The organism is Pseudomonas zhanjiangensis, from assembly GCF_041027545.1.
GTDB classification, from domain to species: Bacteria; Pseudomonadota; Gammaproteobacteria; order Pseudomonadales; family Pseudomonadaceae; genus Aquipseudomonas; species Aquipseudomonas zhanjiangensis.
On record NZ_JBFTEG010000001.1, the window covers coordinates 501,342 to 519,330 of the forward strand.

15 protein-coding genes and 1 other RNA gene are annotated in these 17,989 nt (G+C 65.4%); 8 read left to right on the plus strand and 8 right to left on the minus strand.

The window, feature by feature from the left end; all coding sequences use genetic code 11:
• Window positions 1–78: 78 nt before the first annotated feature.
• Window positions 79–741, minus strand: coding sequence for an isoprenoid biosynthesis glyoxalase ElbB (elbB, locus tag AB5S05_RS02285; RefSeq protein WP_369285799.1), 663 nt, complete (start codon window positions 739–741; stop codon window positions 79–81).
• Between the two features lie 13 nt (window positions 742–754).
• Window positions 755–1,585 carry a dienelactone hydrolase family protein gene (locus AB5S05_RS02290; RefSeq protein WP_369285800.1) on the minus strand — a complete coding sequence of 277 codons (831 nt, stop codon included), beginning with the start codon at window positions 1,583–1,585 and terminating at the stop codon, window positions 755–757.
• Between the two features lie 115 nt (window positions 1,586–1,700).
• Between AB5S05_RS02290 and AB5S05_RS02295 the strand changes: the two genes are divergently transcribed.
• The 3 genes from AB5S05_RS02295 to ppk1 all read left to right on the plus strand — a co-directional run bounded on the left by AB5S05_RS02295 (window position 1,701) and on the right by ppk1 (window position 6,441).
• Window positions 1,701–2,936, plus strand: coding sequence for a sterol desaturase family protein (locus tag AB5S05_RS02295; RefSeq protein WP_369285801.1), 1,236 nt, complete (start codon window positions 1,701–1,703; stop codon window positions 2,934–2,936).
• Between the two features lie 261 nt (window positions 2,937–3,197).
• Window positions 3,198–4,211: a porphobilinogen synthase gene (gene hemB / locus AB5S05_RS02300; protein ID WP_369285851.1), complete on the plus strand. Its 1,014-nt coding sequence runs from the start codon at window positions 3,198–3,200 to the stop codon at window positions 4,209–4,211.
• Window positions 4,212–4,230: 19 nt separating this feature from the next.
• Complete coding sequence (gene ppk1, locus AB5S05_RS02305) at window positions 4,231–6,441, plus strand: polyphosphate kinase 1 (RefSeq protein ID WP_369285802.1); 2,211 nt, start codon at window positions 4,231–4,233, stop codon at window positions 6,439–6,441.
• Here ppk1 and ppx read toward each other — a convergent pair.
• Window positions 6,428–7,930 carry an exopolyphosphatase gene (gene ppx, locus AB5S05_RS02310; RefSeq protein ID WP_369285803.1) on the minus strand — a complete coding sequence of 501 codons (1,503 nt, stop codon included), beginning with the start codon at window positions 7,928–7,930 and terminating at the stop codon, window positions 6,428–6,430. The two genes, ppk1 and ppx, sit on opposite strands and share 14 nt — an antisense overlap.
• A 269-nt stretch (window positions 7,931–8,199) precedes the next feature.
• Between ppx and trxA the strand changes: the two genes are divergently transcribed.
• The 4 genes from trxA (at window position 8,200) to AB5S05_RS02330 (ending at window position 12,675) form a co-directional block, all read left to right on the plus strand.
• Window positions 8,200–8,526, plus strand: a complete 327-nt coding sequence (trxA, locus tag AB5S05_RS02315) for a thioredoxin TrxA (RefSeq protein WP_298110505.1) — start codon at window positions 8,200–8,202, stop codon at window positions 8,524–8,526.
• A gap of 245 nt (window positions 8,527–8,771) precedes the next feature.
• The gene (gene rho, locus AB5S05_RS02320; RefSeq protein ID WP_369285804.1) at window positions 8,772–10,031 is read left to right on the plus strand and encodes a transcription termination factor Rho; all 1,260 of its coding nucleotides are present in this window, start codon (window positions 8,772–8,774) and stop codon (window positions 10,029–10,031) included.
• A gap of 132 nt (window positions 10,032–10,163) precedes the next feature.
• Complete coding sequence (gene ubiD / locus AB5S05_RS02325) at window positions 10,164–11,630, plus strand: 4-hydroxy-3-polyprenylbenzoate decarboxylase (protein ID WP_369285805.1); 1,467 nt, start codon at window positions 10,164–10,166, stop codon at window positions 11,628–11,630.
• 76 nt (window positions 11,631–11,706) lie between these two features.
• Window positions 11,707–12,675, plus strand: coding sequence for a CDP-6-deoxy-delta-3,4-glucoseen reductase (locus AB5S05_RS02330; protein WP_369285806.1), 969 nt, complete (start codon window positions 11,707–11,709; stop codon window positions 12,673–12,675).
• A 148-nt stretch (window positions 12,676–12,823) separates the two neighbouring features.
• Here AB5S05_RS02330 and AB5S05_RS02335 read toward each other — a convergent pair whose 3' ends face one another.
• Entirely contained in the window at window positions 12,824–13,801 is a 978-nt protein-coding gene (locus tag AB5S05_RS02335) for an NADPH:quinone oxidoreductase family protein (RefSeq protein ID WP_369285807.1), read from the minus strand.
• Window positions 13,802–13,957: 156 nt separating this feature from the next.
• Between AB5S05_RS02335 and AB5S05_RS02340 the strand changes: the two genes are divergently transcribed.
• On the plus strand, window positions 13,958–14,371 hold the full coding sequence (locus tag AB5S05_RS02340) for a flagellar basal body-associated protein FliL (RefSeq protein WP_369285852.1): 414 nt from the start codon (window positions 13,958–13,960) through the stop codon (window positions 14,369–14,371).
• 34 nt (window positions 14,372–14,405) lie between these two features.
• Here the strand turns inward: AB5S05_RS02340 and AB5S05_RS02345 are convergent, their stop codons facing one another.
• The 4 genes from AB5S05_RS02345 to ssrS form a co-directional block, all read right to left on the minus strand.
• Complete coding sequence (locus AB5S05_RS02345; protein ID WP_369285808.1) at window positions 14,406–16,256, minus strand: sensor domain-containing diguanylate cyclase; 1,851 nt, start codon at window positions 16,254–16,256, stop codon at window positions 14,406–14,408.
• 64 nt (window positions 16,257–16,320) lie between these two features.
• Window positions 16,321–16,770, minus strand: coding sequence for an EVE domain-containing protein (locus AB5S05_RS02350; RefSeq protein WP_369285809.1), 450 nt, complete (start codon window positions 16,768–16,770; stop codon window positions 16,321–16,323).
• 367 nt (window positions 16,771–17,137) lie between these two features.
• Entirely contained in the window at window positions 17,138–17,734 is a 597-nt protein-coding gene (locus tag AB5S05_RS02355; protein WP_369285810.1) for a 5-formyltetrahydrofolate cyclo-ligase, read from the minus strand.
• 48 nt (window positions 17,735–17,782) lie between these two features.
• Window positions 17,783–17,961: non-coding RNA, 6S RNA (gene ssrS, locus AB5S05_RS02360), on the minus strand.
• Between the last annotated feature and the right edge of the window lie 28 nt (window positions 17,962–17,989).

Genomic DNA, 17,989 nt, shown 5'->3' on the forward strand with positions numbered 1-17,989 from the left:
CGCTGCCGCACTCCCGGGCACTTGGCCAGGGGTGCGGCGGGAGTGGCGCGCGCATTGGCCGGATCGGCCTGCTGAGGGTCAGTCGGCGTGGGTCAGTTCCAGCACCCGGTCGACCAGTTTGTTGATCCCCGCCGCCGCCTGGCTGATCGACTGGGCGAGCATGTAGGCCGGGGTGGTGACCAGCTTGTGCAGCGGGTCTTCGATGATTTCGGTCACCTCGCATTCCTTGTGCACGGCGCCCATCTGCTCCAGGGTGGCGACCGTGTCGTGGTCGTTGCCGACGGTGCAGACGATGCCGGCGCCGAAGATCTTCGCCGCCAGGGCCGGGGCGATGCAGATCAGGCCCACCGGTTTTTCCGCCTTGACGAAGCCCTGGGCGGCGTTCAGCACATCGGGCTGTACCGTGCAGGTGGCGCCACTCAGGGCGAAGTCGGAGAGGTTCTTGGCCACGCCGAAGCCGCCGGGCATGATCAGCGCATCGAAGTCGGCGACGTGCAGCTCGCGTACGTCCTTGATCTTGCCGCGGGCGATACGCGCCGACTCGACCAGCACGTTGCGGGTTTCGTCCGCCTCGTCGCCGCTGTAGTGGTCGACCACGTGCAGCTGGTTCACGTTCGGTGCGAAGCACTGGACCTCGGCGCCGCGCTGGTCGAGGCGCAACAGGGTAATCACGCTCTCGTGGATTTCCGAGCCGTCGTAGACCCCACAGCCGGAAAGAATCACCGCTACCTTCTTGTTCATCGTCTACTCCTGGTCATGGTTCGGGGCCGAGGTGGGCGCGCAGAAAGTCGCTGGCTCGCAGTCGCGCATCCTCGGCGAGTTGGGGTTGGTAGGTGGCCAGTTCGCTGGCATGGTCGAACACGTGGCCGGCGTGCGCATAGCGCTGCACCTGTACGGCGCCGACTGGCAAGCCATCCAGGGCCTGCAGGCATTGGCGGGGATCGGTCACCCGGTCTTCGCCGGCCAGCAGCATCAGCAGCGGCGGGTCGGCGCTCAGGTGGCGCTGCAGCTGGGCCGGAAAGCCGCAATAGGGATAGTAGGTGATCGCCGCCTTGACCCGGGCCAGGCCTTGCGGGCCCGGCGCCGAGAAGCCATGCCCGGCCGCGCCGCCATAGGCCAGGGCATCGAGTACGCTCCAGCCGCCATGGGAGAAGCCGAGCAGCGCCAGACGCCGGCCATCGACCTGCGGCAGCTGCGCCGCCAGCTCGATGGCCGCGTAGACGTCCAGCGCCCGCTGATTGCCCCAGAGCCGCTTGCCGGCGCATACCGGCCGCCAGTCGTCGATGCCGCGTGCGGCGAAACTGTCGACGAACAGGGCGGCATAGCCGGCCGGCAGCAGCCAGGCCTTGACGCTGTCGACCATCGCCTGGCGTTGCCCGCTGCAGCCATGAAACACCAGCACGGTGGCGAAGGGGCCGGCCCCGGTCGGCGTAAACAGGCTCAGCTGGGGGGCCAGACGGGCCTTCGCCCTGGCCAGGTCGTCGTGCGCGGGCAACAGCGCGGCGCGATAGGGATAGAGCCCGAGCAGGGCGGCCAGGCTCAGCAGGATCAGGCCGCACAGGAGCCAGCGAAGGGATCGGCGCATGCTGTCGTCAAATGTCTCTCGGGTTGTCGTGGTGCGCCGCGGGCGGCACGCCGCCAGCGCGTTAGGATCTAGTGCAATCCTAGCCCTTGCCTTCGTACAGGGATATGACGCCGACATGAATTACATCCTCTACGCCGTGCCCGGGTTTTTCGCCCTGATGGCCCTCGAATGGCTGGCCGACCGCTGGCGGGGCCTCAGCAGCTATCGCCTGGCCGATACGCTGAACAGCTTGAGTGCCGGCATGCTCTCGATCACCACGGGCCTGCTGAGCAAGGCGCTCGGTCTGCTCGCCTACGGCTGGGCATGGCAGCACTGGGCGCTGGCCGAGTGGCCCGCGGACAACCCCTGGCTGTGGTTCCTGGCCTTCCTCGGCTACGACCTCTGCTATTACTGGCTGCACCGCCTGGGCCATGAGCGCAACCTGCTCTGGGCGGCGCACGCGGTGCATCACCAGAGCGAGGAGTACAACCTCAGCACGGCGTTGCGCCAGACCAGCAGCGGCTTTCTCCTGGGCTGGGTCTTCTACCTGCCGCTGGCCCTGCTCGGGGTGCCGCCGCTGGTGTTCCTCACGGTCGGGGCACTGAACCTGCTCTACCAGTTCTGGGTGCATACCCGCCATGTGCCCAAGCTCGGCTGGCTGGAGTGGATTTTCATCACCCCGTCCAGTCACCGCGTGCACCATGCGCAGAACCCGGTGTACATGGATCGCAATTACGGCGGCGTATTCATCCTCTGGGACCGGCTGTTCGGCAGCTATCAGGAAGAACTGGACGAGCAGCCGGCGATCTTCGGTGTGACCACGCCGCTGGCCAGCTGGAATCCGCTGTGGGCCAATCTGCAGGTGTACGTGGCGCTCTGGCGGGATGCGCGGCGCGCGGCGTCCTGGTGGGACCGGCTGCGCATCTGGTTTATGCCCACCGGCTGGCGCCCGACGGATGTCGCGGCGCGGTATCCGCAGGTCAAGCCGAACCTGAGCCGGTTCGTCAAATTCGAGGTGCCGCTGAGCCGCTACCAGCGGCTCTATGCGATCGTGCAGTTCAGTGGCTATCTGTTGGCCAGCTGCTACCTGCTGGCGATTGCCGAGGGGCAATCGGTGCAGGCGCTAAGCCTAGCCTGTGTCTGGCTGGCCCTGGGGCTCTACAGCCTCGGGGTATGGCTGGAGAACCGGACTTGGGCGCGGGCGCTGGAGGGCGTCCGGCTGCTGGCCAACCTGCCGCTGTTCGCCCTGGCCGACGGCCTCGGGCTGCTGGCCATGGATGGGCGTGGCTGGGCCCTGCTGCTCGGCTATGGCCTGGCCAGCGCACTGGCCCTGTACCTCGCTCCGCGCCCGGTACAGGTGCTGCCGGCCTGAGGCGGGATGGCGGTAGCCGGGCCGGCAATCGCCCTCGCCGAGGTTGCCGTCTGCTGGCGATGCGCACTCTGTCGCCGCGGTCGGCCGGCGCAGGGCGGGGCCTGGCTCTTCGGCCCAGGCGGAAAACCGCGGGCGACTCGACGGATGCGGGCCGGCGCGACCACAATGGGCCTGCGGCGGACCGTCGCTGATCCGCTATGACGGTCATCAATTGGTCATAATGTCCGCTTATAACTGTCACACTCGCCCGCTGTGCGGGCTCTGGAGCCTGTTGTGAGTAATCGCCTGTTCCCCGCCTCTCGCCTGCGCCGCAATCGCCGCGATGAGTTTTCCCGGCGCCTGGTGCGCGAGCACCGCCTCAGTGTCGATGACCTGATCCTGCCGGTGTTCGTCCTCGACGGCGAAGGCCGCCGCGAGGCCGTGCCCTCGATGCCGGGCGTGGAGCGGCTGTCGATCGACCTGCTGTTGCAGGAGGCCGAGCGCTGGGTCGCCCTGGGCATCCCGGCGCTGGCGCTGTTTCCGGTGACGCCGCTGGAGAAGAAGTCGCTGGATGGCGCCGAGGCCTGGAACCCCGAAGGTATTGCCCAGCGCGCGATTCGCGCCCTGCGCGAGCGCTTCCCGGAACTGGGGGTGATCAGCGACGTGGCCCTCGACCCGTTCACCACCCATGGTCAGGACGGCATTCTCGACGAACACGGCTATGTACAGAACGACATCACCGTCGATGCCCTGGTCAAGCAGGCGCTGTCGCATGCCGCTGCCGGGGCCCAGGTGGTGGCACCCTCGGACATGATGGACGGTCGCGTGCAGGCGATCCGCGAGGCGCTGGAGCTAGCCGATCACACCAATGTGCGCATCATGGCCTATTCGGCCAAGTACGCCAGCGCCTACTATGGCCCGTTCCGCGACGCGGTTGGCTCGGCCGCCAACCTCGGCAAGGGCAGCAAGAATACCTACCAGATGGATCCGGCCAATGGCGACGAGGCACTGCACGAAGTCGCCGCCGACCTGGCCGAGGGCGCCGACATGGTGATGGTCAAGCCGGGCATGCCCTACCTGGACATCCTCTGGCGGGTCAAAGATGAATTCCGCGTGCCGACCTTTGTCTATCAGGTCAGCGGCGAATATGCCATGCACATGGCGGCGATCCAGAATGGCTGGCTGTCCGAGGCGGTGATCCTCGAGTCGCTGACTGCCTTCAAACGCGCCGGCGCCGATGGCATCCTCACCTATTTCGCCGTGCGTGCGGCTGAACTGTTAAAGCAGGGGCAATGACCCCGCCGGGAACCCAGTAATGAACACCGAAGGACTCAACGCCAGCGAACTGCTCGATGCCCAGACGACCGCCGTCGAGCGTGCCGAAGAGGCGCCCGCTCCCGTGGAGGCCCCCGTTGCGCCGCCCGCACCGGTGCCTGCACCGGTGGTGCCGGGGTTGGACGATAGCAGCCTGTACATCCACCGTGAGCTGTCACAGCTGCAATTCAATATCCGCGTGCTGGAGCAGGCGCTGGACGAGTCCTACCCATTGCTGGAGCGTCTGAAGTTCCTGCTGATCTTCTCCAGCAACCTCGACGAGTTCTTCGAGATCCGCGTCGCCGGCCTGAAGAAGCAGATCAATTTTGCCCGCGAACAGGCGGCGGCCGACGGTTTGCAGCCGCATCAGGCGCTGGCGCGGATCTCCGAGCTGGTCCACGAGCAGGTCGACCGCCAGTACGCGATTCTCAACGACGTGTTGTTCCCGGCGCTGGCCAAGCACAACATCAACTTCATCCGTCGCCGCCACTGGAACACCAAGCTCAAGGCCTGGGTGCGCCGTTACTTCCGCGACGAGATCGCGCCGATCATCACCCCGATCGGCCTGGACCCGACCCACCCGTTCCCCCTGTTGGTGAACAAGAGCCTGAACTTCATCGTCGAGCTGGAGGGGGTCGATGCCTTCGGCCGCGATTCCGGCCTGGCGATCATCCCGGCGCCACGCCTGCTGCCGCGAATCATCAAGGTTCCGGAGGAGGTCGGCGGCCCCGGTGACAACTACGTGTTCCTCTCCTCGATGATCCATGCCCACGCCGACGACCTGTTCCAGGGCATGAAGGTCAAGGGCTGCTACCAGTTCCGCCTGACCCGCAACGCCGACCTCTCGGTGGATACCGGCGATGTCGAGGACCTGGCCCGCGCGCTGCGTGGCGAGCTGTTCGCCCGCCGCTACGGCGATGCGGTGCGCCTGGAGGTGGTCGACACCTGTCCGAAGAACCTGTCGGATTACCTGCTCAAGCAGTTCGGTCTGAGCGAGAGCGAGCTCTATACGGTCAGTGGCCCGGTCAACCTGACCCGGCTGTTCAGCATCACCGGCCTGGCCAGCCATCCGGAGCTGCAGTACACGCCCTTTACCCCGGTAATCCCCAAGCTGTTGCAGAACAGCGACAACATCTTCAGCGTGATCAGCAAGCAGGACATCCTCCTGCTGCATCCCTTCGAGTCCTTCACGCCGGTGGTCGATCTGCTGCGCCAGGCGGCCAAGGACCCGCACGTGCTGGCGATCAAGCAGACCCTGTACCGCTCCGGAGCCAATTCGGAGATCGTCGATGCCCTGGTCGAGGCGGCGCGCAACGGCAAGGAGGTCACCGCGGTGATCGAATTGCGCGCACGCTTCGACGAGGAGTCCAACCTGGCCCTGGCGAGCCGCCTGCAGGCCGCCGGCGCGGTGGTAATCTACGGCGTGGTCGGGTTCAAGACCCACGCCAAGATGATGCTGGTGCTGCGCCGCGAGAACGGCGATATCGTTCGCTATGCGCACCTGGGCACCGGCAACTACCACGCCGGCAACGCCCGGCTGTACACCGACTACAGCCTGCTCACCGCCGACGTGGCCCTGGGCGAGGACGTGGCCAAGCTGTTCAGCCAGCTGATCGGCATGGGCAAGACCCTGCGCATGAAGAAGCTTTTGCACGCGCCCTTCACCCTGAAGAAGACCCTGCTCGACCTGATCGCCAAGGAAACCGCCTTGGCCGCCGAGGGCAAGCCGGCGCACATCATGGCCAAGTTCAACTCGTTGACCGACGCCAAGGTGATCCGGGCACTGTACAAGGCGAGCCAGGCGGGGGTGAAGATCGAGTTGGTGGTGCGCGGCATGTGCTGCCTGCGTCCGGGGGTGCCGGGGGTTTCGCACAATATCCAGGTGCGCTCGATCATCGGTCGCTTCCTCGAGCACACTCGGGTGTTCTACTTCCTCAATGGCGGCGAAGAGAAGATCTACCTGTCCAGTGCCGACTGGATGGAGCGCAACCTCGACAAGCGGGTCGAGACCTGTTTCCCGGTGGAAGGCAAGAAGCTGATTCTGCGGGTCAAGAAGGAGCTGGAGAGCTATCTGACCGACAACACCCAGAGCTGGGTGCTGCAGGCCGATGGTCGCTACGTGCGCCTCAGTCCGACCGGCAACCAGAACCCGCGTAGCGCCCAGGCCGGTCTGCTGGAGAAGCTCACCACGCCGCTGGTCAGTGTGCGCTGAGGTTGATCTCGATGCGCTTGAGCCACTCCGCTTCCTGGGCGAAGTCGGCCTGGGTCAGCGGGTTGGCCTCGAGCCAGCCATCGGGAAAATGCAGCTGCAGCTGCTGCTCGCTGGCCTGCAGGCGCACCCTGGGCATTTCCTGACCGCCGCGGATGTGATGGAACAGGATGGCGAAGCGTAGCAGCACGCACAGGCGCATCAGCTTGACGCCCTCGGCGCCGAAGGCAGCGAACTTGTCCTTGGGAATGTTGCGCCGGTGGCCGCGCACCAGCAGGGCCAGCATCTGCTGGTCCTGGCGCGAGAAGCCGGCCAGGTCGGAGTGTTCGATCAGGTAGGCGCCGTGCTTGTGGTACTGGTAGTGGGCGATGTCCAGGCCCAGCTCATGGACCCGTGCCGCCCAGGTCAGCAGCTCGCGGTGCCACTCGTCGCCCAGTTCCCAGCTGTCCGCCACCTGGTCCAGCGCCGACAATGCCTTGCTCTCGACCCGTGCGGCCTGTTCCAGGTCGACGTGATAGCGCTCCATCAGGGCGCTCAGGGTGCGCTCGCGGACGTCCTCGTGGTGGTGGCGGCCGAGCAGGTCGTAGAGCACGCCTTCGCGCAGGGCGCCCTCGGAGTGGCTCATGCGCTGGATCTCGCAGGCATCGAAGATGGCTTCGAGAATCGCCAGGCCGGCCGGGAAAATGGCCCGCCGGTCCACCTTGATCCCGTCGAGGTCGAGCTTGTCCACCTCGCCGAGCTTGAAGATCTTGCGCTTGAGCCAGGCCAGCCCCTCCGGATTGACCTCGCCGCCGCCCAATCCCGCGGCCTGGATGGCCAGGCCGATGGCCTTGATGGTGCCGGAGGCGCCCACCACATCCTGCCAGCCATGGCGGCGCAGGGCGTACTCGATGCCCATCAGCTCCAGGCGCGCCGCGGTATAGGCCTGGGCATAGCGGGCCGGGGTGATCTTGCCGTCGCGGAAGTAGCGCTGGGTGTAGCTGACGCAGCCCATCTGCAGGCTCTCGCGCAGCAGCGGCTCGAAACGCTGGCCGATAATGAATTCGGTGCTGCCACCGCCGATGTCGGTCACCAGGCGCTTGCCCGGTGTGTCGGCGATGCTGTGGGAGACGCCGAGGTAGATCAGGCGGGCTTCCTCGCGACCGGAAATGACTTCCACCGGACAACCCAGCACTTCTTCGGCGCGGCGGATGAAGGTGTCGCGGTTGACCGCTTCACGCAGTGCATTGGTGCCGACCACGCGCACCGCACCCTCCGGCAGGCTGGCGGTCAACTGGGCGAAGCGACGCAGGCAGTCTAGGCCGCGCTGCATGGCCTCCTCGCTGAGCAGGCGCTGCTCATCGATGCCGGCGGCCAGTTGCACCTTGTCGCCCAGGCGCTCGAGGATGCGGATCTCGCCGTGGTCGGCCTTGGCCAGGACCATGTGGAAACTGTTGGAGCCCAGGTCGATAGCTGCAATCAAGGGAAAAGACTCGGCTGGAGTATGCGGCATGGTGATAGTGTCTCGATGCGGAACGCAGTCATCCTGCCATGATCGACCGGGCACGCCAACGCATACTGATGTCGCATCCCTGCTCGACTGACGCGCGGGACCTGCGTCTGCCAGCCTGCTTGCCGCTTCGGCCCGTCAGCGATTCGGCGGACAAAACACGGAGTATTTGTCTGGCCTCATAGAGAAGCTCAATGGCGCGAGCCTTCCTGTGCCAGAAAAGCCGGGCTATGATGTCGACAACTTTTTGCTTCCGAACACGGAGACTTTCCATGAGCGAATTCATCACCAACGTCAGCGATGCCAGCTTCGATCAGGACGTCATCCAGGCCGAAGGTCCGGTGCTGGTCGATTACTGGGCTGAATGGTGTGGCCCTTGCAAGATGATTGCTCCGGTACTCGACGAGATCGCCCAGACCTACCAGGGCAAGCTCAAGGTCTGCAAGCTGAACATCGACGAGAACCAGGAAACCCCGCCGAAGTACGGCGTGCGCGGTATTCCGACCCTGATGCTGTTCAAGAACGGCAACGTCGAGGCGACCAAGGTCGGCGCCCTGTCCAAGTCGCAATTGGCCGCCTTCCTCGACAGCAACATCTGATTTCGCTGTCGGCAAGAGCCCCGTTTTTGCGGGGCTTTTTTCCATGTGAAGGCTAGACGCCTTCGTCAGGCCGGTGTTACATTCGGCCTCGCTGCATTTTCTATGCGGCCCTCTGCACTCCGTCGCCGGCGCTCCTCTTGGTCGAACCTTCGACACCCAAGCAGGCGGTTCAATCGCCTTCTCCGCGGCGCGGCCTCTCAAGCCTAATAGCTTATTTTCCCCTCCTTCATGATTACGTCATTCCTATGAATCTGACCGAACTCAAGCAAAAGCCGATCACCGAACTGCTGGAAATGGCCGAACAGATGGGCCTGGAGAACATGGCCCGTTCGCGCAAGCAGGACGTGATCTTCTCGCTGCTGAAAAAACACGCGAAGAGCGGCGAGGAAATCTCCGGTGATGGCGTGCTGGAGATCCTCCAGGACGGTTTCGGCTTCCTGCGTAGCGCGGACGCCTCCTACCTGGCCGGCCCGGATGACATCTACGTGTCGCCGAGCCAGATCCGCCGCTTCAACCTGCGCACCGGCGACACCATCGTCGGCAAGATCCGCCCGCCGAAAGAAGGCGAGCGCTACTTCGCGCTGCTCAAGGTCGACACGATCAACTACGATCGACCGGAGAACGCCAAGAACAAGATCCTGTTCGAGAACCTGACCCCGCTGTTCCCCAACAAGCGCCTGATCATGGAGGCCGGCAACGGCTCCACCGAGGACATCACCGGCCGGGTGATCGACCTCTGCGCCCCGATCGGCAAGGGCCAGCGCGGCCTGATCGTCGCCCCGCCGAAAGCGGGCAAGACCATCATGCTGCAGAACATCGCGGCCAACATCACCCGCAACAACCCCGAGTGCCACCTGATCGTCCTGCTGATCGACGAGCGCCCGGAGGAAGTGACCGAGATGCAGCGCACCGTGCGCGGCGAAGTGGTCGCCTCGACCTTCGACGAGCCGCCGACCCGCCACGTGCAGGTCGCCGAGATGGTGATCGAGAAGGCCAAGCGCCTGGTCGAGCACAAGAAGGACGTGGTCATCCTGCTCGACTCCATCACCCGCCTGGCGCGTGCCTACAACACCGTGATCCCGAGCTCCGGCAAGGTGCTCACCGGTGGTGTCGACGCCCATGCCCTGGAGAAGCCCAAGCGCTTCTTCGGCGCCGCCCGTAACATCGAGGAAGGCGGCTCGCTGACCATCATCGCCACCGCGCTGGTCGAGACCGGCTCGAAGATGGACGAGGTGATCTACGAGGAGTTCAAGGGCACCGGCAACATGGAGCTGCCGCTGGACCGGCGGATCGCCGAGAAGCGCGTGTTCCCGGCCATCAACATCAACCGTGCGGGCACCCGCCGCGAAGAGTTGCTGACCGCCGAGGACGAACTGCAGCGCATGTGGATCCTGCGCAAGCTGCTGCACCCGATGGACGAAATCGCCGCCATCGAGTTCCTCATCGACAAGCTCAAGGCGACCAAGACCAACGACGAGTTCTTCCAGTCGATGCGTCGCAAGTAAGCCGAAGCAGCAAGCGAAAAGCCGGGGCAACCCGGCTTTCGTGCATCTGCGCCGCGCGTCATCCTTCTGAATATCCCAGTTCGGCGCTAAACTTTGCGCCCCCGATTGGACTGCCCCAGACGAGGCTCCTGCATGCAGTATCGCGACCTGCGCGACTTTATCCGCGGCCTGGAGGCGCGCGGCGAACTCAAGCGCATCCAGACACCGATTTCGCCGGTGCTGGAGATGACCGAAGTCTGTGACCGCACCCTGCGCAAGGGCGGTCCGGCGCTGCTGTTCGAGAACCCCACCGGCTTCAGCATGCCGGTGCTCGGCAACCTGTTCGGCACGCCCAAGCGGGTGGCGCTGGGCATGGGCGCCGAAGAGGTCAGCGAATTGCGCGAGATCGGCAAGCTGCTGGCCTTCCTCAAGGAGCCGGAGCCGCCCAAGGGGCTCAAGGACGCCTGGTCCAAGCTGCCGATCTTCAAGAAGGTGCTGTCGATGGCGCCCAAGGTGCTCAAGGATGCGCCCTGCCAGGAGGTGATCGAGGAAGGCGAGGACGTCGACCTGAGCAAGCTGCCGGTGCAGACCTGCTGGCCGGGCGATGTCGGGCCGCTGATCACCTGGGGCCTGACCATCACCAAGGGGCCGAACAAGGAGCGGCAGAACCTCGGCATCTACCGTCAGCAGGTGATCGGCCGCAACAAGCTGATCATGCGCTGGCTCAGCCACCGCGGCGGCGCCCTGGATTTTCGCGACTGGTGCGAAAAGTTTCCGGATCGGCCCTACCCGGTCGCCGTGGCCCTCGGCGCCGATCCTGCGACCATCCTCGGTGCGGTCACCCCGGTGCCGGACAGTCTGTCCGAATACGCCTTCGCCGGCCTGCTGCGCGGCCACAAGACCGAGCTGGTCAAGGCCCGCGGCAGCGACCTGCAGGTGCCGGCCAGCGCCGAGATCGTCCTCGAGGGGGTGATCCATCCCGGCGAGATGGCCGACGAGGGGCCCTACGGCGACCACACCGGCTACTACAACGAGGTCGATCGCTTCCCGGTGTTCACCGTCGAGCGCATCACCCGCCGCCAGCAGCCGATCTACCACAGCACCTACACCGGGCGACCGCCGGATGAGCCGGCGATTCTCGGCGTGGCGCTGAATGAGGTCTTCGTGCCCATCCTGCAGAAGCAGTTTCCCGAGATCAGCGACTTCTATCTGCCGCCGGAGGGCTGCTCCTACCGCATGGCAGTGGTGACCATGAAGAAGCAGTATCCGGGGCACGCCAAGCGCGTGATGCTGGGGGTCTGGTCGTTCCTGCGACAGTTCATGTACACCAAGTTCGTCATAGTCACCGATGACGACATCAATGCGCGGGACTGGAACGACGTGATCTGGGCCATCACCACGCGTATGGATCCCAAGCGCGATACGGTGATGATCGACAATACGCCGATCGACTACCTGGACTTCGCCTCGCCGATTTCCGGGCTGGGCAGCAAGATGGGCTTGGACGCCACCCACAAGTGGCCCGGCGAGACCAATCGTGAGTGGGGCCGGGCCATCGTTCAGGACGAGGCGGTCAAACGCCGGGTCGACGAGCTCTGGGCCGGGTTGGGTATCGACTGATGCGACTAAGCTGGATGTATGGGCGGTTTCCTGGTGGTGCCAGCGCCCTTGGTTTTTCCTGGTGGACTGAATAGTGATGAGAGTGACCCTGCAACCCTCCGGTGCCGTGCTCGAAGTCGAGCCGGGCGAGCGTATCCTCGACGCCGCACGGCGCCTGGGCTACGACTGCCCGCAGAGCTGTCGCAATGGCAATTGCCAGATCTGCGCGGCCCTGCTGGTCAATGGCCGGGTGCGCCAGGCCGGGGCGTCGCATGACCACGGCGAGGTGTTCGCCTGCCTGGCCGAGCCCGAGCAGGACTGCGTGTTGCTGTGGGACGGCGTGCTGTTGCCCGGCGAGCTGCCGGTGCGCGAACTGAGCTGTCAGCTGATCGAGTGCCAGGCGGTCGGTGGCGACGTCTACCGCGTGCTGTTGCGCGCGCCGGCCGGCAAGGTGCCGCGCTACCACGCCGGGCAGTATCTGCTGTTGCAGCGGGGCGATGGCGAGTTCGCCGCGTTTTCCCTGGCCTCGGCGCCACTGTCGGGGCGCGAACTGGAGCTGCACATCCTGGCCCGCGACGCTTCCAGCCGCGCGCTGATCGAGCATTTGCGCGCGCAGGGCTTCGCTCGGGTGCAGTTGCCCTTCGGCGACACCCACCTGGCCGAATTGCCCGATGGTCCCCTGGTGCTGATCGCCGCCGGCACCGGCATGGCGCAGATGCACAGCCTGATCGAGCACTGCCGGGCGGCCGGCTTCGAGCACCCGGTCCATCTGTACTGGGGGGCGCGGCGTCCGGAAGATTTCTATGCGTTGCCCTGCTGGGACGAATGGCAGCAACTGCCCAATCTGTTCCTGCATCAGGTGGTCAGCGACCCGGTCGACTGGCAGGGCCGGCGCGGCCTGCTGCATGAAGCGGTGCGCGAGGACTTCGGCGACCTCAAGGCGCTGCACGTCTACGCCAGCGGTTCGCCGGCGATGGTCTATGCGACCCTTGACGCCCTGGTCGAGGCGGGCATGGACGCTCGGCAGATGCGCGCCGACGTGTTTGCCTACGCGCCGCGCGGTTAGGCGCCGCTCATGAAGAAGGCCGCCAGTTTGGCGGCCTTCTTCGTTGACCAGGCGGCCTGACCGTTGCCGCCAGCCCGTAGGGTGGAAAACCGCGCAGCGTCTTCCGCCGCCCGATTCCCTGGTGGGAACGGTCTGCGCTCGTTTTCCCCTACCGCACCTGCACCACCACCTTGCCCACCGCCTTGCGCTGGCCGAGGGTGTCGATCGCCTGAGCCGCCTGTTCCAACGGATAGGTCTGCGAGACCAGCGGCTTGAGCTTGCCTGCGCTGTGCCAGGCAAACAGCTGCTGGAAATTGGCGGCGTTGTCCTGCGGCTGGCGCTGGGCGAAGGCGCCCCAGAACACTCCGACCACCGCCGCGCCCTTGAGCAGGGCGAGGTTGACCGGCAGTTCGGGGATGCGCCCGCTGGCGAAGCCGACCACCAGCAGGCGGCCATTCCAGGCGATGCTGCGGACGGCCGCATCGAACAGGTCGCCGCCAACCGGGTCGTAGATCACGTCGGCGCCCTGGCCGCCAGTCAGGCGCTTCACCTCGTCTTTCAGGCTGCTGTCGCTGTAGTTGATCAGCTCGTCGGCGCCTGCGGCCCTGGCCACCTCCAGCTTCTCGGCACTGCTCGCCGCGGCGATCACCCGGGCGCCCATGGCCTTGCCGATTTCCACCGCCGCCAGGCCGACGCCACCCGAGGCGCCGAGCACCAGCAGGGTCTCGCCCGGCTGCAGGTTGGCGCGCTGCTTGAGCGCGTGCATCGAGGTGCCGTAGGTCATGCCGAAGGCGGCGGCGCTGGCAAAGTCCATATCCTGCGGAATCGGCATCACGTTGTAGCCGGCTACCGCAACCTGTTCGGCGAAACTGCCCCAGCCGGTCAGGGCCATCACCCGATCGCCGACCTTGAGGTGTTTGATCTTGTCGCCGACCGCCGCGACCACGCCGGCTGCCTCGCCACCCGGGGAGAAGGGGAAGGGCGGCTTGAACTGGTACTTGCCCTCGATGATCAGGGTGTCCGGGAAATTGACTCCGGCGGCATGCACCTCGAGCAGGACCTCGTTGGCCTTGGCGACGGGGCTGGCGATGTCTTCCAGGACCAGGGTTTCGGCGGGGCCGAAGGCTTTGCACAGCACGGCTTTCATCGGGTGGTTCCTTTGCGTGGGTGGTCCTGCAGTGTAGGAGGGCGGTGCGGCGGGTCAACGAGCATGGTCGGTTCTGATGGGCAAGCATAAGCCCGGGGCTTGGGTCGCGGCGCGGCTGTGGCTATGCTAGGGCAACCTTCTGGAGAGCCCATGCCTGTGAAAGCCGTTATCGCCGTGTTGCTAGCCCTGTCGATGCCCCTGCTGGCATCCGCCTCGGAGTCCAAGAGCGAGGGCGAGGAGGGCAAGGCGCCCGTAGTTGCCTATATCAATCTGACGCCCGCGCTGGTGGGCAACTTCGGTGTCGGGCCCAAGCTGAAGTTCTACAAGGCCGATGTCGCCCTGCGCGTCACTGGCAGCGAGGCCGAGGAGAAGGTCAAGCACCATGAGCCCTTGATCCGCAATCAGCTGGTGATGCTGTTTTCCCAGCAAACCGACCAGACCATGGGTGCCGCCGGTGCCAAGGAAGCCTTGCGCCAGGAGGCGCTCAAGCAGGTGCAGGATGTGCTCACTCAGGAAGAGGGCGCGCCGCTGGTCGAGGATCTGTTGTTCAACAACCTGATCATCCAGTAGACGCGCCGTTGCGGCGCGGCTGCCGAGCGAGCCGCTAGGACGGCTCGTGCTGCCAGACGCAGGTGCGGTTGCGTCCCGCGTGCTTGGCCCGGTACAGCGCCTGGTCGCTATGGGCCACCAGGCTCTCAGGTTGCTCGCCGCTGCCAGGCTGGGCCACGGCCACGCCGATGCTCAGGGACAGGCGGCCCAGTGGGCTGGCGGGGTGTTCGATATTCAGCTCGTCGATCTGCCGCTGCACCTCGTCCGCCACGTGCATGGCGCCTTCCAGGTCCGTATCGGGGAGAATGATGGCGAACTCTTCGCCGCCATAGCGGCAGGCAGTATCGCCTTCGCGCTGCTGGCAGCTCTTCAGCACGTCGCCGACCTGGCGCAAGGCGTCATCGCCGGCCAGGTGGCCGAGCTTGTCGTTGTAGGCCTTGAAGTAGTCGATATCCAGCATCAGCAGCGCCAGCGGCGCACCCTGGCGGCGCAGCCGGCGCCACTCGCTGCTCAGCTGGTTGTCGAAGTAACGCCGATTGAACAGGCCGGTCAGGCCATCCTGCTGCGACAGGCGCTGCAGTTGTGCCTCCAGGCGCAGGCGCTCGTTGTTGTCGCGGGAAACCCCGATCAGGTACTCGTGGCCATGCTGCTGGACCAGCTGGGCGCTGATCTCCGCGGGTTGATAGCTGCCATCGCGGCGGCGCATCTGTCGTTGGAAGATGGTCGAGAGCCTGGCCTGCTGGGCCTGGCGCACCTCTTCGAGCCACTGGTGGTAGCCGGGTAGAAGCTGCTCCGGGTCCTCCTTGAGCAGTTCGCTGAAGGCCTCTGCGCTATAGCCCAGGCTGCTGTAGGTGGCCTGGTTCATGTGCAGGACTTCGCGGCTGTAGGGGTCGATGACGAACAGGCCGTCACGGCTGGAGTCGGTGAGGTCGAGCACCAGTTGCAGGCGTTCGCGGCTCTCGCGCAGCACCTGTTCGATCTGCTGGCGCTGGTTGATCTGCAGGTTCAGGTTCTGGTTGCTGGCCTGCAGGGCACCGGCGCGCCGGGCATTCTCCAGGGCCAGCGCCATGGCGGCGACCAGCAGCAGGCTGATGGTCAGGCTGGCGCCGAGCACCACCTGCGGCAGTGGCGTGCTCAGTTGTTCCAGCAGGCGCTCGCTGGGCGTCAGGCGCAGGGCGAAGCTCTGGTTGTTCAACAGGCGCAGCGGCACTTCCTGCTGCAAGGCCACGAGGGTATCGGTGCGTGGGTGGCTGTAGATCGGGTGGCCGGCCTCCAGCAGGTCGGCGCTGAACTGCTCGCTGTCGAGGTTGGCGAGCAGTTCGTCCATCAGCTTGCCGACCCGGAATACGCCCTGCAGAAAGCCGTCGAATACCCGCTCACCCTGTTCGTTGCGAATGTACAGGGGCGTATAGAGGATAAAGCCCCGGCCGCCCTGGACCAGGCCGAAGCTGTTGGAGAAGCGCGGTTCTCCGGCGCCCTTGGCCTGCATCGCCAGATCGAAGTTCGGATGTGCCGGGGTCAGACGAAAGTGCTGGGCGGCTTCGTTGCCCTCTAGGGGCAGGACCCAGCGCATGCGCAGGTCGGCGCCGAGCCACTGGATCGATTGGTAGCCCTTGAAGTGGTTCAGCGAGGATTGGCTATCGATTGTCCATTCGTCCCGGGGAATGCGGCCGCGGTGGTTCCACAGCAGGCCCATGCGGTGCAAATCCTCGACCTGATCGTTCAGGCTGGTTTCCAGCTGGCGTGCCAGGCTGCGGGCCTGGTAGCCGACCCGCTCGGCGATGCGCTCCTGCTGGGCGATCAGCATCTGCCGCCAGATCAGCAGGCTGGCCAGGCACAGGGCCAGCAGCAGCGCCGCAAGCGCCAGGCGTGCGGGCCAGGAGTACTGTGGGCGCGGCGGCGGCATAGGCGGGTTCCGCTGGGTTCGCCTAATTCAATAGCACAGTGCCGGCATGCGATGCCAGCACGACTCAGCGCAGGGCGAGGATTGCCTGCCATTCATCGGTGCTGACCGGCATCACCGACAGGCGACTGCCTTTGTGCACCAGGGGCAGCGCCGTCAGGGCGCTCTGTGCCTTCAGTTGGGGCAGGCGGATCACCTCGGGGAAGGCTTCGACGAAGGCGACATCGACCGCGCTCCAGGGGTTTTTCTCGCTGCTTGCCTTAGCGTCGAAGTAGTGGCTGTGGGGGTCGAGCGCGCTGGGGTCGGGGTAGGCGGCGCGCTCGATACGGGCGATTCCGGCGATCCCCGGTACCGCGCAGCTGGAGTGATAGAAGAAGAACAGGTCGCCGACCTGCATGCCGCGCAGGAAATTGCGGGCCTGGTAGTTGCGTACGCCATCCCAGCGAGCCTGGCCCAGGCGCTGCAGGTCGGCGATGGAGAGTTCGGCGGGTTCTGACTTCATCAACCAAAAAGGCATGAACTTTGCTCCCGGAAGTCCGTCCTTTAGGAGGACACCTTGTCGTATGGGTAGCTGGCGGCCAACTGGCGCCAGAAAATTCCGGTTCGCGACGCTTCGATGGACGGTATCGGGGCATGCGCCAGAGCCTACCGCACGATCCATAAAAATAATTGCCGCCGGTCCACCGTGCGCAGTGTGCCTTGAAGGAGGAGGCATCCTATGAAACGCAAGCCAGACATATTGTGGGTATTGGTCATACTGTTCAGCCTGGGCGTGGTTACCACGGGTTACACCCAGAGTCTGTGGGATCGTCCAATGGACGCGCCGGCCAAACAGTCGTCGACCGTCGGTTGATCGCCGTGCACGCCGCAGGGAACGCGGCGTACTAGTACCAGCCCTTGTCCGTCACCGTTGCCGCGAGCGGCACATCCCAACTGGCCATGGTCAGTCGATCGACCTGCTGGCATTCGTGGGCCAGGCCCAAAAGTGTCGGTTTGTGCCAACTCTTGCGCATGTCGCGATAGCCCAGGCTGCGGTCGTAGAAGCCACCGCCCATGCCGAGTCGACCGCCGTGGCGATCGAAGCCGACCAGTGGCAGCAGGATCAGGTCCAGTGCCCAGATCTTGCGCTGCTTCGCCCGATTGTGGCGGGGTTCGGGGATGCGGAAGCGGTTCGGGGTCATCTTCTCGTTGGCGCGCACGCGCTGGAACACCATCTTGCTGTGCGGCCAGCGGTTCAATACCGGCAGGTAGGTGGCCTTGCCGCGGGCCTGCGCGGCACGCAGCAGTGGGCCGGGATCGATTTCGCCATCGTTGGGCAGGTACAGGGCGATATGTCGGGCACGGCGGAAATGCGGGTGCTGGCTCAGTTGGCGATACAGGTCGCGCGCGGCGCGGCGCTGAGTCGGCAGGTCGAGGGCGCTGCGCGTCTTGCGCAGCAGGCGGCGCAGTTGAGCGCGGGTCAGATCGTTGGCTTCGAGCATGTCAGGCGAGAGACCGGGTGCTGCGGGTGCGCAGCAGGCAGAAATGAGTGACTCCCCGACGTGCCGCTGTCGGTTTAGCCCTTGAACCCGAAAGTTCAAGGTGGAGGTTGCAGGAGGCGTTAAGGCTTTCCGTCAGGCGGACATGCACACCTGCCCCAACATGCAACCCCCGGGTTTGTGCGTATCGGCTCAGGGACATCACCAACTGGCGCACACTCCAGGGAGCGGCGGCCAGTATACCCGAAACTGCCGCCT